Origin of the sequence: Robbsia sp. KACC 23696, assembly GCF_039852015.1 — a bacterium.
In the GTDB taxonomy this organism is placed as follows: Bacteria; Pseudomonadota; Gammaproteobacteria; order Burkholderiales; family Burkholderiaceae; genus Robbsia.
The window spans coordinates 1,924,930-1,942,160 of the sequence record NZ_CP156626.1; the positions used below are offsets into that span (position 1 = coordinate 1,924,930).

Consider the following 17,231-nt stretch of genomic DNA (forward strand, 5'->3'; position numbering starts at 1 on the left):
GCTGGCCCTGCCGCGCCACACGCTAGCCCCACTTCGCGCAGAAGGCCGCGATGTCCCCATGCTGGAAGTCATCGAGCCGTGCATTAAGCATCTCTTCCGACCAGTTCCACCACGCGATGTCCTGCAACCGTCGCGCGATATCCGGTGCGAAGCGATCGCGCAATACACGCGCGGGCACGCCGCCCACGATCGTATAAGGGGCCACGTCGCGGTTGATGACGGCGCCGGCGGCCAGCACCGCGCCGTCGCCCACGCGTACGCCCGGCAGCACGACGACCCCATGTCCGATCCAGACATCGTTGCCGATCACCGTGCGCGCCGCACGCCGTGCCGCAAAAAACGCCGTGTCGCGCGACGCCGTGTCGAAGTAATACTCCGGACAGTAGGTGAATCGATGCTGCGAAGCACGATCCATCGGATGATTCGGCGCACCGATACGGACATGCGCGGCGATGGCGCAGAATCGCCCGATGTCCACGTCGGCGATGAGGCAGCGTTCACCGATATAGGAATAGTCGCCCAAGCTGGCATATTCGAGCGCCGTGTCGTGCAGTATCTCGCAATGCTCGCCGATGACCACCTCTCGGAGGTGGGCGGTCGGACTGATCACCGTTCGCGCAATCTTCGGGCGTGCAGGGTCTGAAACAGGCATTTCTGGCTCCTTGTACACAGGGATGCGCCACTTTATGCGATGAACATGAAATCTGGATGTCTAGACGTCATTAAATAATCCGCGCAAGAGAATCCCGTGCGCGGTGCGGATACTAGCGTGTGTCGCGTCGGGGGCGACGCAGCGTGAACTGCTCGAAAGGCGCGATCTCGCCATCAGGCCCGACAACGTCGTAATACTTGACGGTGATGGTCGTCATGTCGCCCGGATGCTTTCCGGGATCCACATCGAAGCCGGCGAAGCCATAGGCGTGTGCCGCATTGCGCACCGCGAACCATGGGGCGTCTTCTTTGACATAGATCGGCGTGCGCTTTCCGGTCTCGGGATTGCGATCGCCCACACCGGTGATCACGCGGCAGCACGGTGGCGTGAAAAACAAGCGATTCGACGGCGCCGATGTGCCGCCTCCGCCGATCACCATATGCACGGTGCCTTGGGTCGTGTCGATCACATTGGTGTCATGCGCGCGCGGAATTGGCGTCAGCGTGGCATTGTTCTGTTGACCGCGGATCGGATGCGAGCGTTCGTAATGATGCTCGTGACCGCATAGGACCAGATCGACGCCGAATTCGTCGAACAGCGGCAGCCACTCCTGACGGACGCCCAGATCGGCGCCGTTGAATTGGTCGGCGGTGGATATCGCCACTTGATGCATGCACACGACCAGCCAATCGATCGACGTGTCCGCCCGTGCTGCCGCGAGCGTGTTGCGCAGCCAGATCTTCTGCGCGCCTTGCGAATACCCGCGGACATAGGAATCGCCTGCATCCTGATAGGCGACGTCGTCGTTGGCGATCGCCACCACCCGCATCGACCCCACCGTGAATGCGTACCACAGCCCGCGTGTCACATCGGTCTGGCCGGGCGCAGGCGGCAGCGAGAAATAGGTTTGATAGGCCTGATAGCCGATCGGACCGTTGCCGGCCTCGTTCTCGTGGTTGCCGGGCGAGGGCATCCACGGGCGATTGCGTGCGCTGCGCGTGTTGTTGTTCCAGAAATCCCACCAGGTGCGCACGCGATCATGCGACAGATTCGCGTAGCAGAGATCGCCGTTGAATAAGTGAAACAGCGGGCGCAGGCGCTCCACGCCAAGCGTCGTGTCGCCCGCTGCCGGCGCGCCGAGATTGTCGTTGACGTAGACGGACTGCTCGCCGCCGCCCGCCTTGGGGATGGAGATCTGGCGGCCGAGTGTCGGCGTGCCCTGATCACCGAAGCTGGTGAAGGAAAACGGATAGCGGCCGCGCGGTGCCGTGCGGAAGGTGCCGAATTGCGGCGTCGCGCCGTCATGCAATGCCGCGTAGAGATAAGGCGTATCCGGCTCCAGATGGTCAAAGCGCGCGTGATAGGCATGGACCACTTGCCCGGACTTGCCATCGGTATAGCTAACCGGCACCGCAAGCGCGGTTTTTTCGAGCGCGCCGTCCAAGCGACCAAGCAGTACGCGTGCTTGCGTCACCGCTTGCAGGGTATGCCAGGACACCACGACTTCCGATGCCGCATCGGCGCCGAATTGCAAATGCAGGCCTGCCACGGGCGGCGTGTTGACTGGATCCGTACCGGCCTGCATCTCCGACGTTTTCGACAGTGCCGCGTCGCTCGGTCGGGGTGCGGCGCGCCCTTGCGTCGATGCCAGCAAGGCCCCCGCGCCGACGCCGGCTGCCGCCAGGAGCCGACGACGACTGAGATCGCATTCCGACACTGCATGCTGATCGTTCATGACCGTGGTTTTCTCTGGAGATAAAACGACGATGGTATGAAAGCCGGATGACAGCCACGGGTCAGGCGCTTCGCAATATGACCTTTTCGCGCGCTTCCTAGGGTTTTCATCCAGTCATTTTGTGCGGTAATTCTATAAAATGCTCGGATCGATCAATCGTGAATGATCGATTCAGTCATATTCGACGCAGCGCGCACCGCGCGGCGTCGATACGAAGAACGATTCAGGAGGAGAGCCGGTATGCGTGAAGAGAAGCAAGCAGGGCGTCGTAGTGCACTGGTCGGGCTGGGTGCGGGGATCGTCGCGGCGGGATTGTCGCCGCAAGCCTTTGCCGCATCGCATCGTGACGACACCGCGTCATTGGAAGCCGCGACAGAGGCCTTGCGCAGCGCCCTGGTGAATGGCGACGGCGATGTCTTGAAAAAGATTCTGAATGAAAAAATGACGTACTCGCATTCGGATGGCCGCGTCTGGACCAAGCCGGTCTTGCTCGAGAATATTGCTGGCAAGAAGCGTTATCTATCGATCGCGACATCGGAGCAAACGGTGTATATCTCCGGGCCGACCGGTATCGTGCGCCATACCTATGATGTCGTGAACAACGATGCCAAGACCAGCACGAGTCATATCAAGGTCCTGCTCTGCTGGACCATGACAAAGAGCGGTTGGCAGTTGATGGCACGCGGCAGCACGACCGTGCCGGCCTGATTCGCGCAGGCAGCGCACCGTGCCGCGCAAGCGTTCACGGTGATCGATGGCCTTTCTTGCCAGCGCGCCGCACAAGGCAAAACGCCCTCGACCGTGAGATCGAGGGCGTTTTGCGTGGGATTGCGTGAACCGATCAGAAGCGGTGGCGCAAGGCCAGGTGTAAGCCGAGCTGATGATTATCGGCCGACGGCGTCTGCCCCGTCAGTGCCGCCACGGCGGGCTGGCCCAGCGAGTCCGTACCGGCGGCATGTTCGTAGACGATCACGCCGTAGATATCGGTACGCTTGGACAGCGTGTAGTCCGCGCCTGCCGCGAGCAGATGGTAGGTCGCGCTGCCGCGATTGCTGGCGCCGGAGTTATGCGTGTAATCGTACGACGCGCCTGCCGTCCAGGCGGGCGTGAAACGATAGGAGACGCTGGCTTCGGCGCTGTTGAACGTCGCGCTACCCGAGTAGTTGAACGGATTCGGACCATCCGAAAGATTGCCCAGATGCTGGAACTGCGTGTTGGTGTAGACGACGTTGAAGGTCGCCGCGCCCAGCTTGTACGACGCGCCCGTTGCAATGATCTGCAAGGTCTTGGCGGACGCATAGCCGGCAAACGTCGGGATCGATTGCGCGGTCGTGGCGGAGCCTACGCCACCCAGGTTGTTGCTGGCCGCGGTCGTGCCAGCATTGGCCTGGCTGCCGTAGAAGGAGAAATTCGGGTCGCGGGCATTCAGGTAGGCCGCCGCAACCGCGAACGGTCCGTGCGTATAGCCCACGCCGAGCGAGTAGATCTGCTTCTGCGTCGCGCTGCCCGACACGCCGCCGACGCTATACACGCCGCCGAACGTCAAGCCGTTGTAGGAAGGGCTCAAATACCGAATCGAATTATTGCTGCGGCGCGTGTTGGCCAGATTGTCCACGTCGCCGGCGTGCGCGATCATGTAACCGCCCCAGGTCGCGATCGCGTCCAGCGGCTGCACGAACATATCGACGGCATCGTATTGACGACCCAAGGTGATCGTACCGTATGTATTCGATTTCAAACCGACGAACGCTTGACGGGCGAATTCCGCGCCGCCCAATGCAATCGCGCCGGTGCCGCCGCCAAAGCCGTTTTCCAACGTGAAGATCGCCGCATTCCCGCCGCCCAGGTCTTCGCTACCGCGAATGCCCCAACGCGAACCGGTCACGCCGGAAGTTGCCGCATCTTGAAAAGAATACTGCGATGCACCGTGTAGTTTGCCGTTGCTGCTGCCGGTTTGCGTATTGCTGGTGTAGCTCAGGCCGACGTCGATCAGCCCGTATAGCGTCACGCTGCTCTGCGCAAAGGAGGAGGTGGATACCGATGCCGCTGCGGCAATCGCCAAGGTGCCGATCGCTGTTGTCTTCTTCATTTTATATAATCTGATTAAGTGCTTGTAACGCTCCTGTAAGCGCAGAACTTCGACCCGGCGCGACAGAAGGGTCGAGATTTTTATCATGAATAGTGCTATCTGCGCTGCATTTATCGTCGCGCGGCGTCGTTACGCAGCAACACTGTAGACATCGTGCCTCGTGTCTGCCTTGCGTCGCCGCGCGGTGTCACGCATCGATCGCGGCGCCCAGTCGTTGCAGCAAAAGCCGCATCGCAGCCGGAATCGGCGCGATGATCGGTATCCCGAAATACGGTGCCAGCGTTCTTGCGGCCTGGCCCAGCGGACCGCCGCCAATGACCACGGCTTCGGCGCCGTCGCGCTCGATGCATTCCGCGACGGCGAGTGCCAAGGCATCGTGCAGTGCTTCGGGATCCGCAGCGATTGCGAGGGGGTCGCCAGGCGTCAAACGGATACCGGTGTGATACGCGGCCACGCCGGCATCGGCGATCTTCGCTTCGATCAATCCGGCGAGCGCGGGGGTCACGGTGGCGATGCCGAAACGTCGCCCGTCGCGTGCGGCTTCGAGCACGGCCGCTTCACAGATACCCACGACCGGTTTATGCGTACTGGCGCGCAACGCCGCGATGCCCGGATCGCCGAAGGCGCCGACGATCATGCCGTCTGCATGCGCGCCGAAACGCTGCGCGCTCGCCATGACCTCCGATCCCGCCGCATGCAGCTGAGCGGGAGAGAGGATCATCGAGACGCCACGCGCGGCCGTCGCGCCCCGGACGCAGACGCCGGTGGGCGCTTCGGCTCGGGCAATCTCGACCATCATTGCGGTGGTGTCGGTCGAGGTATTCGGGTTGATCAGCAGGATGTCGTGCATGGTCTGGCGTCCTGGCATCACGCATGATGCGCTGTGGCGGGCGCGGCGATCTCGGCCGTGCTCTCGGTGTCGTCGAGCCGCCGACCATACGTTTCCGGCGCCAGCTGAATACTGACCGTGAAGATCGCATACATCGCAGCGATCATGCCGAAGACGCCTGCCAACCCTTGCGCATCGAATACCTTTCCGGCGACCAGGGGCATGGCCGCACCCGCCGCGGTACCGGTGGCGAGGATAAAGGACGTACCGAAAGCGCGGACACGGGTAGGGAACAGTTCCGGTGCATACATCCAGATCGTCGTATTAAGCAGTAGCACGAAGAATTGGAACATGGCACCACAGGCAAGAATCAGGACGATGCTCTTGGCGAGAAATCCAAAAGCGAGGGCCGCGAGGCAGGCTAGCACCGCGCCAATCGTCAACACGCGTTTTCGCGGCAGGTGATAACCGAGCAGGGACGCCGCCGCCGCGCCGCAGAGACTACCGGCCTGCATGATCAACGTGAATACCAAGCTGCGCGTGATCGTATAGCCTTGCGCCACGAGCATCGTCGGCATCAGCGTGAGCACGGAAATCTGGGCGCCGTACGTCATCCAGATGGCGACGCCGACCGATGCGGTTCGACGCAGCAGAGGCATCTTGAAAATCTCGAGCGGGTTCGACGGTGTCGCGCGCCGGGTGCGCGCCGCGGCGCCGGACACGTCGCCGGCCAGATCGGCATCGGTGATGAATCGACGCAACGGCGGTTCACCGGAAAGCTTGCCGCTGGCGAGCTTCGACAACACCCGGTTGGTTTCCTGCACGCGGCCCTGCGCAAGCAGAAAACGCGGCGTCTCCGGAATCAAGCGACGATAGAAGGCCGCGAGGACCGCCGGAACGACGAGGCAGAGAAACAGGAAGCGCCAGGCATTGTCACCGGGGAATAGCGAGAAAATCAGCAGACCGAATGCCGGTGCGAGGAAGTTGCCAAGGCCGCCGGCGCCCACATTAATCAATCCCACCGCCGTGCCGCGAAAACGCTGCGAGCAGAATTCGGCCAGCATCGTAACGGCAACCGCCAGTTCGCCACCGAGCCCGAAGCCCACGATGGCCCGGCCGATCGACAACATCGTCAGCGACGATGCCGAGGCACAGAGGATCGCTCCCAGCGTGAAAAGCAGCAGGTCGACGGTCAACATCAAACGTCGGCCCCAGCGGTCGGCAATCAGTCCCGAGGTCAGGCGACCGATCGCGGCCGCGCCGAAAGTGACCGTGTTGAGCAGGCCGATATCGCCCGCCGTCAGCCCCCATTGCTGGCGCAGCATCGGCGCGATCAGGCCGATCGCGTTTTGTTCGAAACTGTCGAACAGGCAGCCGATCAAGACCAGGCCGAGAATGGTTTTATGCGCCGACGTGACGCCGATGTCGTCCAGCGCCCGGTCGAGCTGCGCGGGTACGGCGGACGAATTGCCTTGAACGGGACCGCTCATGTGGTTTCTCCGAATGCCCACGCAGCGAGGATCGCCGCAACAGGGATGGGGAGATACTATGATTTCAAAAATAACCCAACAAGAAATCTAAATTTCATTTAAAAGAAATTCGGATTTCACCTTACATTTCGCCCATCGCGTCGTGTGCGCTTTCGATCGCGCTCAGCCGGCGGCGCCCCTGATTTCCCGCTTCCGCGAAGATTCGCGTCGCCAGCAGGCCGCATAGGCCGATCACGGCGGCGTGGTTATCGAGTGGGCCGGGCGCGGCGGTATCGCAGTGAATCGTCCAAGTCGCGCCGCGATGGGCCGGTGCGTATTGATCGGTGATGTAGAGCGTTTTGACGCCGAGCACGGCGAGGTGGTCGAGCAGGCTATCGGTCTGGGGCACGCGTCGGCGTAATCCGAACAGGACGACGATGTCGCGCGCCTCGAGCGAGGCCAGATACTCGCCAACCGTTTCCCCCGGTCCCGGCAGCGCGATGGCCTGTTCGACCACTTGATGAATCTGCCAGCGGAAATAACTGGCGAAGGCCTGACTGCTGCGATATCCCACCACGAGAACGCGCCGCGCATCGACGATCGCCCGCGCTACCTCGTCGATCATCGTCGGCGACAGGCGCGCGAAGGTCGATGTCAGGTTCTGCGCACCTTGCAGCGCATGCGCTTCCAGCGGGGAATCGTCGCCATGCCGGTCGCCGGCAGTCAGAAAGAGGGGCGAGCCGCTGTTCTTCTCGTCGCGCACATGGCGCCGGGCCTCCTCGTAGGTTTCGTAACCCAGACGGCGCACGAAACGGCTGACGGTGGCGGGCGAGACGTCGGCGAGCGCCGACAATTCGGCGCCGGTATAGCTGGCGAGGTCGCCTGGAAAGTCCAGCACAAACTCGGCGAGTCGTCGCTCCGCGCTCGGTAGCGCCTGCAGATGAGCACGAATGCGGCTAACAAATGACTGCTCGGTCTTGGTCATCCTTCCTTGGGGCGGCGGATCCGCGCTACGTGAGTCGACGCCGCGAGTATACCGGGATGCGCGTCGCGCGGCCCGATTGGCCGCCGCTGCCGGCGCGCAAGTCGGATGCGACCTGCTTTTCGGGATGACGCCGGGCGCGCGCCGCTAGCTTTTTTTCTTCGGTCGATATATCGAATCGTACTTTGACGTCGGTGCGGCTTGCTGCTCAGAATGTGCGGCCAGGCAATGAACCTCACGCGCTGTCCATAAGGCACGTCATGACCAAGCGAAAAGATCAGATTCATCTCGGTGCATTTCTCTACCCGACAGGGCATCACATCGCCGCATGGCGTCATCCCGACGCATTGGCCGACGCCGGCGTGCGTTTCGATCACTATGTCGAGATGGTCAAGCTGGCCGAGGCGGCCAAGTTCGACCTTTTGTTTTTTGCCGATGGTGCCGGGACCCGGGGCGACGATGTCGACTTCTTGAGCCGCACCGCGCATAGTTACAACGCCCAGTTCGAACCGATCACCTTGCTGTCCGCGCTGGCCGCGTTGACGACGCATATCGGGCTCGTGGCGACGGTCTCGACCAGTTTCAACGAGCCTTACAACGTCGCGCGGAAATTCGCGTCGCTCGATCACATCAGCGGCGGCCGTGCCGGATGGAATCTGGTCACGTCGTCGAACCCGTATGAAGGTCTGAACTTCAACCAGTCGACGCAGACGCCGCACGCGGAGCGCTATGCACGCGCGCGCGAATACGCGGACGTGGTCACGCGGCTGTGGGACAGTTGGGAAGACGACGCGTTTATTCGCGACAAGGAAAGCGGGCGCTTCTTCGATCCGAGCAAGCGTCACGCCTTGAATCACGACGGCACGTACTTCAAGGTGAAAGGCCCGCTGAGCGTCGCCCGAGCGCCGCAAGGTCGCCCGGTGCTGGTGCAGGCCGGTTCGTCCGAGGATGGCAAAACGTTGGCCGCGCAGACGGCGGAGGTTGTTTTCACGGCGCAGCAGACGCTGGAAGATGCGGTGCAGTTCTATGCCGATCTGAAAGGCCGTCTGGCACGCTTCGGCCGCGCCCCCGATTCGCTGAAGGTGATGCCCGGAATCTTCCCCGTGGTCGGCCGCACCACCGCCGAGGCGGAGGACAAGTTCCACGCGCTGCAGGCATTGATCGATCCCAAGGTCGGCCTGACGCTGATCCAAGGCTTGACCGGTGGCTTCGACCTTTCCGAATATCCGCTCGACGGACCGATTCCGCCGCTGCCCGAAACGAATACCAGCAAAAGCCGCCAGAATCTGACGCTCGATCTGGCGCGACGCGAGAACCTGACGATTCGTCAGCTGTATCTGCGCGTGGCGGGGGCACGCGGCCATTGGCAAGTCGTCGGCACCCCCACGCAGATCGCGGACGAAATGCAGGCACGCTTCGAGGCATACGGCGCCGATGGCTTCAACGTCATGCCGCCGCTGTTGCCGACGGGACTGCGCGACTTCGTCGATCTCGTGATGCCGGAATTACGCCGACGGGGCCTGGTGCGCGAGGAATACCGCGGCAAGACGCTGCGCGAGCATCTCGGCTTGCAACGGCCCTGACACCGGACGGGTTCGGACGCGCGTGACGGCGGGGGCGTCGGGCGTGGGGCGTGGGTCGTAAAGCAACGCAGACCGATGTCCTGCCATTTATCGGCTTCTTGTATCATCGCTAAGAACTCAGGAGCACGACCATGTCGCGTGACAAGCAATTGCATTTAGGCGCGTTCATGCGCCCGGTCAGCTTGCATACCGGCGCATGGCGTTACCCCGACGCCTGGCCCGATGCGAATTTCAACCTGCGCCATCTCACGCATTGCATCAAGGTGTTGGAGTCGGCGAAATTCGATGCCTTCTTCATGGCCGATCACCTCGGCGTGTTGAATATGCCGATTCGATCGCTGAAACGCAGTCACACAGTCACGTCGTTCGAGCCGCTGACGCTGCTATCGGCGTTGGCGATGGTGACCGAGCGAATCGGGCTGGTAGCAACCGCGTCCACGACGTTCGACGAACCGTTCCATGTTGCACGTCGGTTCGCCTCGCTCGATCATCTGAGCGAGGGGCGCGCCGGCTGGAATCTGGTGACGACGTCCAATCCCGATTCGGCCTTGAACTTCGGGCTCGAAACGCATCTCCCGCATAATCAGCGATATCAACGCGCACGCGAGTTCTACGACGTGGTCACGGGTTTATGGGATAGTTGGGAGGACGATGCCTTCGTCCGCGACGTCGCGCGGGGCGAGTATTTCGATCCCGAAAAACTCCATGTCCTGGGCCACAAAGGTCCGCATTTTTCGGTCAAGGGGCCGCTGAATATCGCGCGGCCGATACAAGGCTGGCCCGTCGTGGTACAGGCGGGCTCTTCCGAAGCCGGCAGGCAACTGGCCGCCGAGACGGCGGAAGCCATCTTCACCTCGCAGCCGACTCTGGAAGCCGGCAAGCGCTTCTATGCCGACGTCAAGGCGCGGCTCGTGCCGTTGCGGCGCTCGCCGGATCATCTCAAAATACTCCCGGGCGCCTTCGTCGTGGTGGGCGATTCTCGGGAGGAAGCGCGTGAGAAGCGCGAAAAACTCGACACCTTCGTGCACTACGACAGCGGCATCGCGTCGTTGTCGATCGCGCTCGGGCACGACGCCTCCGGCTTCGATCCCGACGGTCTGCTGCCCGATGTCCCCGAAAGCAATGCGAGCAAGACATCGCGCCAGAACGTCATCGACCTGGCTCGAAGAGAGCAGCTGACCGTACGCCAGCTCGCGCAGCGCCTGGGTGGATTCTCCGGCCTGCAATTCGTCGGCACGCCCGCCGATATCGCCGACCACATGGCGCAATGGTTGCACGAGGAGGGCGCCGACGGCTTCAATGTGATGTTCCCCTATCTGCCCGACGGCCTGGAGGACTTTGCTTACAAGGTGGTGCCCGAATTGCAGCGCAGGGGCCTGTTTCGCAAGGAGTATGAAGGCCGTACCTTGCGCGAGCATCTAGGCCTTCCGCGCCCCCCGACACGCCATGCGTAAGTCCCTGCGTGTGCTGCATGCGCGGCACCGCGGTTTCAGGCCGACGCCAGCTTCAGCATCTGCTTGACCATCGCCGAACGATCGAAGGCCCGTGTGGCAATGACGATCTCGGAATACTGGTTTGCCATCGGCAAGGGGCGGAAGACACAGCCCTCGGTCCCGTATTGCTTCAAGGAGCGGGGCGCGATGCCGACGCCCAATCCGGCGGCAACCAGGCGTACTACCGTTAGCGCGTCGGACACCCGCATCACGTGCTTCGGCGTCACGCCGGCCTCCAGGCATAAGGCGAGCGCGCGATGGCCGAGTCCGATCCCGGGCGGATCGTTGACGATGATGAATCGCTCCTCGGACAGATGGCGAAGCGTGAAGCGCGGTCTGCGCACCAGCGCATGACCATCCGGCAATACGGCATCCAACGGCGTCTTGGAAAACGGCGTCAGATTGATCGTATTCGGTAAGGTGCCGCACGGCGCACGCAGGAACGCCAGATCGATGCTTTCATCGGACAGTGCATCGACCTGCTGTTGCACCGAGATATCGTGCAACGCGATCTCGACATCGGGGCTCGCTTGGGAGAAGCGCTGCAACAGCGCCGGCAGCTCGGGCTCCAACATGGCCGACTGCACGTAGGCAATGGAAAGCCGTCCGAGTTCGCCGCGACTGGCACGTCTGCCCGCGAGCACGGCGGCGTCCATCGTGGCGAGGGAGAGCTTCGCGTGTTCCAGAAACGTGCGGCCCGCCTCGGTAAGCCCAACCCCACGGCCGACCCGCTGGAACAGACGAAACCCCAGCTGTTGCTCCAGCGCTTTGATCTGCTGCGTGACTGCCGGCTGCGCGATATCGAGCCGCTCGGCGGCACGGCCGAAATGCAGTTCTTCGGCGGCAATGATAAAGGTCTTGAATTGGCGATAGTCCATGCAGCGCTCCGCGATCGATAAGACAATCTTATCAAAAGACGCCCTTTCCCTGTCTTGATCGGCACCGTCAAGTGGCTTCAAATGACGATATCGCATTTGTCTATGACGGAGGAAAGAATGGACCGCACGCAGCAATCACGCTCGACGACATCGAACGATTCCACGGAGTCGACACACTCCGCGGATTCGCAAACACAGGCCGTCACCGATTTGCGCTCCGCCTTGCAGCGCTTGGCGCAGCATTCCGGGCAGTTGCACGAAACCGATGTTGAAGTGAACCCCCATGCCGATCTCGCCGGGGTGTATAAACGCATCGGCGCCGGCGGAACGGTGCAACGTCCGACACGGCTCGGCCCCGCGATGATCTTCAACAAGATAAAAGGCTTTCCAAAGAGCCGGGTGCTTGTCGGCCTGATGGCGAGTCGCAAACGTGTCGGGCTGCTGCTGGACTGCGCGCCCGAGCAGCTGACACAACGGATGGGGCAAGCCGTCAAGGACGCGATCGCGCCGGTGACCGTCGCGGCCGACACGGCCCCTTGCCAGGAAGTCGTGCATCTGGCGAGCGATCCCCACTTCGATCTGCGCAAGCTGATTCCGGCCCCGACGAATACCGAAAGCGATGCCGGCCCCTTTCTCTGCCTCGGCCTCGTCCTGGGGACGGACCCCGACGAGGGCCATACCGACGTGACCATCCATCGCCTCTGCGTACAGAACCGCGACGAACTCTCGATCTTTTTCGCGCCGGGCCGCCATATCGACGCTTTCCGTCAAAAAGCGGAAGCGCGCGGCGAAGCGCTGCCGGTGTCGATCAATATGGGTCTCGACCCGGCCATTCATATCGGTGCCTGCTTCGAAGCACCGACGACGCCGTTCGGATTCGATGAGTTATCGATTGCAGGAGGGTTGCGCGGCAAGCCGGTCGAACTGGTGAATTGCGTCAGCGTGAAGCAGAAGTCCATCGCCCGCGCCGAGATCGTCATCGAAGGCGAGATCTTGCCGAATGTGCGTGCGCGGGAAGATCAGAATACCGACACCGGCCACGCCATGCCGGAATTTCCCGGCTACAACGGCCCGGCCAATCCTGCCTTGCCGGTCATCAAGGTCAAGGCCGTGACGATGCGGCGCGGGGCGATCATGCAGACCTTGGTGGGGCCAGGCGAGGAGCACACCAATCTCGCCGGCATTCCAACCGAAGCAAGTATCTACAATGCGCTCGATGCCGCCATGCCGGGCTTCGTCTGCAAGGTCTACGCCCATACATCGGGTGGCGGGAAGTTGCTTGCGGTGATACAGGTGAACAAAAAGAATGCGACCGACGACGGCCGCGCACGGCAAGCTGCCGTGGTGGCGTTCGGCGTCTATTCGGAGTTGAAGCACGTCATCCTCGTCGATGCCGACGTGGATCCGTTCGACACCGACGACGTCATGTGGGCGATGACCACGCGCTTTCAAGGCGATATCTCCACGGTCTTCTTGCCGAAACTCAATGGCCATGTGCTCGACCCGTCGCAAACGCCCGAATTCAACCCGGCGCTTCCGGCAAAAGGCACGACCTGCAAGACCGTGTTCGATTGCACCGCGCCATTCCATATGAAGGCGGAATTCGAACGCGCGCAATTCAAGGACATCGATCCGCGTCCGTATGCGCCACATCTGTTCGACGCGCAAGACGGGGAGCCGTCCTCCTCGACGGAGCACGACCATGCCTAAGCGCGCGCTGAACGGACGCAAGCGCCTCATCGTCGGCGTCACCGGCGCCAGCGGTATCATTTACGCGGAAAGAGCGCTCCGCCTGCTACGGGAATGCGACGTCGAGACGCATCTGATCGTCTCGAAAGCTGCCGAGTTGACTCGGGAGTACGAGTCGTCATTGCGCCGCGAGGAACTGCATGCGCTCGCCGACGTCGTGCATCCGATCGCCGATGTTGGCGCCTGCATCGCATCGGGGTCGTTTCGGACGCTGGGCATGTTGGTGGTGCCATGCTCGATGCGGACCTTGGCGGAAATCGCCTCTGGCGCGAGCAGCACCTTGCTGACCCGCGCAGCCGATGTGGTGCTGAAAGAGCGGCAACGGCTGGTGTTGATGGCGCGCGAAACGCCACTGAGCTTGATTCACCTTCGCAATATGACGACGGTGACGGAGGCCGGTGCCGTGGTGTTCCCGCCGGTACCGGCGTTTTATGCCAAGCCGGAATCGATCGACGATCTCCTCGATCACTCGGTCAGCCGCGCGCTCGACCTCTTCGATATCGATACGGAACGGATCAGCGCATGGCGCGATCCCGCGTAAGCGGCATCGCACTCGGCAGGATTTTCTGGCTCGACGCGACCGCTCCCGCAACCGTTCAGGCTTCCGCGTTAACCCCCACGATCGACCGGTCAGCCGCTTTTCGAGATGGAAAAGGGCACGAAGTGGCCCCTTGCCTTAACCATTCGGTTAAGGCTATTGCCTCTAAATTCAATAGACCGGCTGGGAGTCGCGAACGATCATAGCGTCAACGAGATCACCTGAACGTCTGTGTCGTGCGGATCGTCTAGACGACGTATCGACAAAAAAAGACACAGGTCGATCACGCCGACAATCGAAAAAGGAGACTGCGTTGACCAAGAAAGTCCCGCTCAAGATCGCGATCGCTGAGCATCCGCACACCTCGGCCATTCGCGATGGCTCGATCCCCATCGAAGGCGTCGACCCCGAATTCATTACCGTTCATCCCCAGATCGGCGCATTCCGCCGGATGGTGCGCGACGTCGAATTCGATGTCTGCGAAATCGCTCCCACGACCTACATTATTGCCCGCGCCTATGGCGCTCCTTTCGTGGCGCTGCCGATCTTCGTGGTGCGTCGCTTCCATCACGCCGGCTTGCTGGTGCGCCCGGACGCTGGGATCAAGACGCCGAAGGACCTGGAGGGCAAGAAGGTCGGCGTGCGTGCGTATTCCGTGACGACCGGCGTCTGGACCCGTCAAGTGCTGATGGATGAATTCGGTTTGGATTCGTCGAAGGTGACGTGGGTCGTCGACGACGAGGAACACGTGACGCAATTGAAACTGCCGCCGAACGTCATTCATGCCCCCGAGGGCACGTCGCTGGCAGACATGATGGCATCGGGCGAGCTGTCGGCGGGATTCGGCGCCAACGCGGGTATCGGTCGGACGGGCAATCCCACCGGCGGCTGGAAGGAAGTGGAAGCCGATTACCCGGATCTGTTCCCGAACGCCGCCGAGATCGAAGCCGAGTATTACGCCCGTACCGGCGTATACCCGATGCACGGCACGATCGTCGTGAAGGATTCAGTCCTGGCGGAACATCCGTGGATCGCCAAGTCGATCTACGACGCCTTCGACAAGGCAAAGCAGCAATGGCTGGCCCGGCTGGATGCGGGCGAGGGCAGTCCGAAAGACAAGAAGTATCTCGAATTGCGTAAGATCGTCGGTCATGATCCGCTGCCCTACGGCATCGAAGAGAATCGCAAGACGATCGAAGCGTTGGAAAACACCGCATTCGAGCAAGGACTGACGCCGCGCCGCATGTCCATGAGCGAGCTGTTCGTCGATCCTCGCGCCTGAAATCCGCCGGAACTACACTATGATCATCGACTGTCACGGTCACTTCACGACCGTTCCCGCATCCTTCCGCGACTGGCGGATGAAACAGGTCGCCGCGGCCAACGACCCGGCCAATGCGCCGCCGCTGTCGGGCGCGCATGTCAGCGACGATGCCATTCGCGAAGGCGTGGGCGGTGGCCAACTTCGCCTGCAACAAGAACGCGGTGGCGATGTGACGCTGTTCTCGCCGATCGCCGGTTTGATGAGCCACCACCTCGGCAATGAGCGGACCAGCCTCGAATGGGCCGAAGTGTCGAACAACCTCGTCAAGCGCGCCTGCGAGCTGTATCCCGAAAACTTCGTGCCGGTCTGTCAACTGCCGCAATCGCCGCTGGCACCGCCGAAGAACGTCGTTCCGGAACTGCGCCGTTGCGTCGAGGAAATGGGCTTCGTCGGCTGTAACCTGAATCCGGATCCCACCGGCGGCTATTGGACCGGCAAACCGCTGACGGACCGCGAGTGGTATCCGGTCTATGAGGCGCTGTGCGATCTGGATGTACCGGCGATGATTCACGTCGCGGCATCTTGCAATCCCAACTTCCATGGCACCGGCGCGCATTATTTGAACGCGGATACGTCGGTGTTCATGCAGTTGCTGCAAGGCGATGTCTTCAAGGATTTCCCGACGCTGCGTCTCGTTATTCCGCACGGCGGCGGCGCGGTGCCGTATCACTGGGGCCGCTACCGGGGCATGTCCCTGGAACTCGCCAATCGGCCGCTGGAAGGGCTGCTGGACAATATCTTCTTCGACACCTGCGTCTATCACCACCCGGGCGTCGAGTTGCTGACCAAGGTCGTCCCGACGCGCAATGTGATGTTCGGCTCGGAAATGATCGGTGCCGTACGGGGACGCGACCCGTCCACCGGCGAATACTTCGACGATACCAAGCGCTACGTCGATGCCTGCACCGCGTTGAGCGATGCCGATCGACACGCGATCTTCGAAGGCAACGCACGGCGCGTTTATCCGCGACTCGATCAACAGCTGAAGGCCCGGGGCCTGTAAGGACGCGGCGCCGAACCACGGCGCCTGCGCGCGAAGGACATCATGACTATCATCGACATTCATCCGCACATCATCTCGGACGACGAGACGCGATACCCGCCGGCGCCGCTGTTCGGCAAGCGCTCGGACTGGTCGCAGGAGCGTCCCAACACCGTCGAGGCATTGATCCAGGCAATGGACGAAGCCGGCGTGGCGAAAGCCGCGGTCGTTCATTCGTCGACGACCTATGGTTTCGACAACCGTTATGTTGTTGAAAGCTGCGCACGATACCCGGACCGCCTCGTCGCGGTGGGATCGGTCGATATGCTGGCCGACGACGTTACCTCGGTCATCAAAGGCTGGTCCGATCAAGGGTTGGCTGGTCTGCGCATCTTCACCGGCGGCTCGACGAAGGACTTCGATCCGAGCGATCTCGAAAATCCGAAGTCGTTCCGGGCCTGGGACATTCTTGCCGACCTGCATCTGCCGATGTGCATCCAAACGGGTCCTATCGGTTTGCCGCAGGTCCGGATGCTGGCCGAAAAGTATCCGAACGTGAATATCATTCTCGATCATCTGGGCCGTCCGGACGTACTCGACGGGCCGCCCTACGCGAATGCCGCAAGCCTCTTCGCCTTGGCCGACCTGCCGAATATCTATCTGAAGCTGACGCCGCGCATTTTTGGCGACGTCAAGAAGGAAAAGGCCAGTGCCGAGACCTTCTTCCCGCGCGTGGTCGACGCGTTCGGTGCCCAGCGGCTCGCGTGGGGCTCGAATTTTCCGACGTCGCCAGGTACGATGAAAGAGATCCTGTCCACCGCGGAAAAGGGCTTGGCCAGTTTGAACGCAGAAGACCGCGCCTGGGTCTTCGGAAAAACGGCACAGCACCTTTACCCGGCCTTGCGCTGATACGCGTATCGCGAACGAG

At 61.9% G+C, this 17,231-nt stretch carries 15 protein-coding genes; 8 read left to right on the top strand and 7 right to left on the bottom strand.

Annotated features, from left to right (window positions below; all coding sequences use genetic code 11):
• Window positions 1-22: 22 nt before the first annotated feature.
• Window positions 23-652: a DapH/DapD/GlmU-related protein gene (locus tag ABEG21_RS08085; RefSeq protein ID WP_347554152.1), complete on the bottom strand. Its 630-nt coding sequence runs from the start codon at window positions 650-652 to the stop codon at window positions 23-25.
• A 112-nt stretch (window positions 653-764) separates the two neighbouring features.
• Entirely contained in the window at window positions 765-2,387 is a 1,623-nt protein-coding gene (locus ABEG21_RS08090) for a metallophosphoesterase family protein (protein ID WP_347554153.1), read from the bottom strand.
• 240 nt (window positions 2,388-2,627) lie between these two features.
• Here ABEG21_RS08090 and ABEG21_RS08095 point away from each other — a divergent pair, with 240 nt between their 5' ends.
• Window positions 2,628-3,095 carry a nuclear transport factor 2 family protein gene (locus ABEG21_RS08095; protein WP_347554154.1) on the top strand — a complete coding sequence of 156 codons (468 nt, stop codon included), beginning with the start codon at window positions 2,628-2,630 and terminating at the stop codon, window positions 3,093-3,095.
• Between the two features lie 133 nt (window positions 3,096-3,228).
• Here ABEG21_RS08095 and ABEG21_RS08100 read toward each other — a convergent pair whose 3' ends face one another.
• The 4 genes from ABEG21_RS08100 to ABEG21_RS08115 form a co-directional block, all read right to left on the bottom strand.
• Window positions 3,229-4,476, bottom strand: coding sequence for a porin (locus ABEG21_RS08100; RefSeq protein WP_347554155.1), 1,248 nt, complete (start codon window positions 4,474-4,476; stop codon window positions 3,229-3,231).
• Between the two features lie 187 nt (window positions 4,477-4,663).
• Window positions 4,664-5,326 carry an aspartate/glutamate racemase family protein gene (locus ABEG21_RS08105; RefSeq protein ID WP_347554156.1) on the bottom strand — a complete coding sequence of 221 codons (663 nt, stop codon included), beginning with the start codon at window positions 5,324-5,326 and terminating at the stop codon, window positions 4,664-4,666.
• 17 nt (window positions 5,327-5,343) lie between these two features.
• A complete protein-coding gene (locus ABEG21_RS08110) occupies window positions 5,344-6,795 on the bottom strand; it encodes an MFS transporter (protein ID WP_347554157.1) in 1,452 nt (483 codons plus the stop codon).
• Between the two features lie 121 nt (window positions 6,796-6,916).
• Window positions 6,917-7,759, bottom strand: coding sequence for a MurR/RpiR family transcriptional regulator (locus ABEG21_RS08115; protein WP_347554158.1), 843 nt, complete (start codon window positions 7,757-7,759; stop codon window positions 6,917-6,919).
• A 257-nt stretch (window positions 7,760-8,016) separates the two neighbouring features.
• Here ABEG21_RS08115 and ABEG21_RS08120 point away from each other — a divergent pair, with 257 nt between their 5' ends.
• Window positions 8,017-9,339 carry an LLM class flavin-dependent oxidoreductase gene (locus tag ABEG21_RS08120; RefSeq protein ID WP_347554159.1) on the top strand — a complete coding sequence of 441 codons (1,323 nt, stop codon included), beginning with the start codon at window positions 8,017-8,019 and terminating at the stop codon, window positions 9,337-9,339.
• A 131-nt stretch (window positions 9,340-9,470) separates the two neighbouring features.
• Window positions 9,471-10,793 carry an LLM class flavin-dependent oxidoreductase gene (locus tag ABEG21_RS08125; RefSeq protein ID WP_347554160.1) on the top strand — a complete coding sequence of 441 codons (1,323 nt, stop codon included), beginning with the start codon at window positions 9,471-9,473 and terminating at the stop codon, window positions 10,791-10,793.
• A 35-nt stretch (window positions 10,794-10,828) separates the two neighbouring features.
• Here ABEG21_RS08125 and ABEG21_RS08130 read toward each other — a convergent pair whose 3' ends face one another.
• Entirely contained in the window at window positions 10,829-11,710 is an 882-nt protein-coding gene (locus tag ABEG21_RS08130) for a LysR substrate-binding domain-containing protein (protein ID WP_347554161.1), read from the bottom strand.
• Between the two features lie 117 nt (window positions 11,711-11,827).
• Here ABEG21_RS08130 and ABEG21_RS08135 point away from each other — a divergent pair, with 117 nt between their 5' ends.
• From ABEG21_RS08135 to ABEG21_RS08155, 5 genes are all read left to right on the top strand, one after another.
• Complete coding sequence (locus tag ABEG21_RS08135) at window positions 11,828-13,420, top strand: UbiD family decarboxylase (protein ID WP_347554162.1); 1,593 nt, start codon at window positions 11,828-11,830, stop codon at window positions 13,418-13,420.
• Entirely contained in the window at window positions 13,413-14,000 is a 588-nt protein-coding gene (locus tag ABEG21_RS08140; RefSeq protein WP_347554163.1) for a UbiX family flavin prenyltransferase, read from the top strand. The genes ABEG21_RS08135 and ABEG21_RS08140 overlap by 8 nt, the downstream gene beginning before the upstream one ends.
• Window positions 14,001-14,310: 310 nt before the next feature.
• Window positions 14,311-15,279, top strand: coding sequence for an ABC transporter substrate-binding protein (locus tag ABEG21_RS08145; protein WP_347554164.1), 969 nt, complete (start codon window positions 14,311-14,313; stop codon window positions 15,277-15,279).
• A gap of 19 nt (window positions 15,280-15,298) precedes the next feature.
• Complete coding sequence (locus ABEG21_RS08150; RefSeq protein WP_347554165.1) at window positions 15,299-16,324, top strand: amidohydrolase family protein; 1,026 nt, start codon at window positions 15,299-15,301, stop codon at window positions 16,322-16,324.
• A gap of 42 nt (window positions 16,325-16,366) precedes the next feature.
• Window positions 16,367-17,212, top strand: coding sequence for an amidohydrolase family protein (locus tag ABEG21_RS08155; protein ID WP_347554166.1), 846 nt, complete (start codon window positions 16,367-16,369; stop codon window positions 17,210-17,212).
• Window positions 17,213-17,231: the final 19 nt, after the last annotated feature.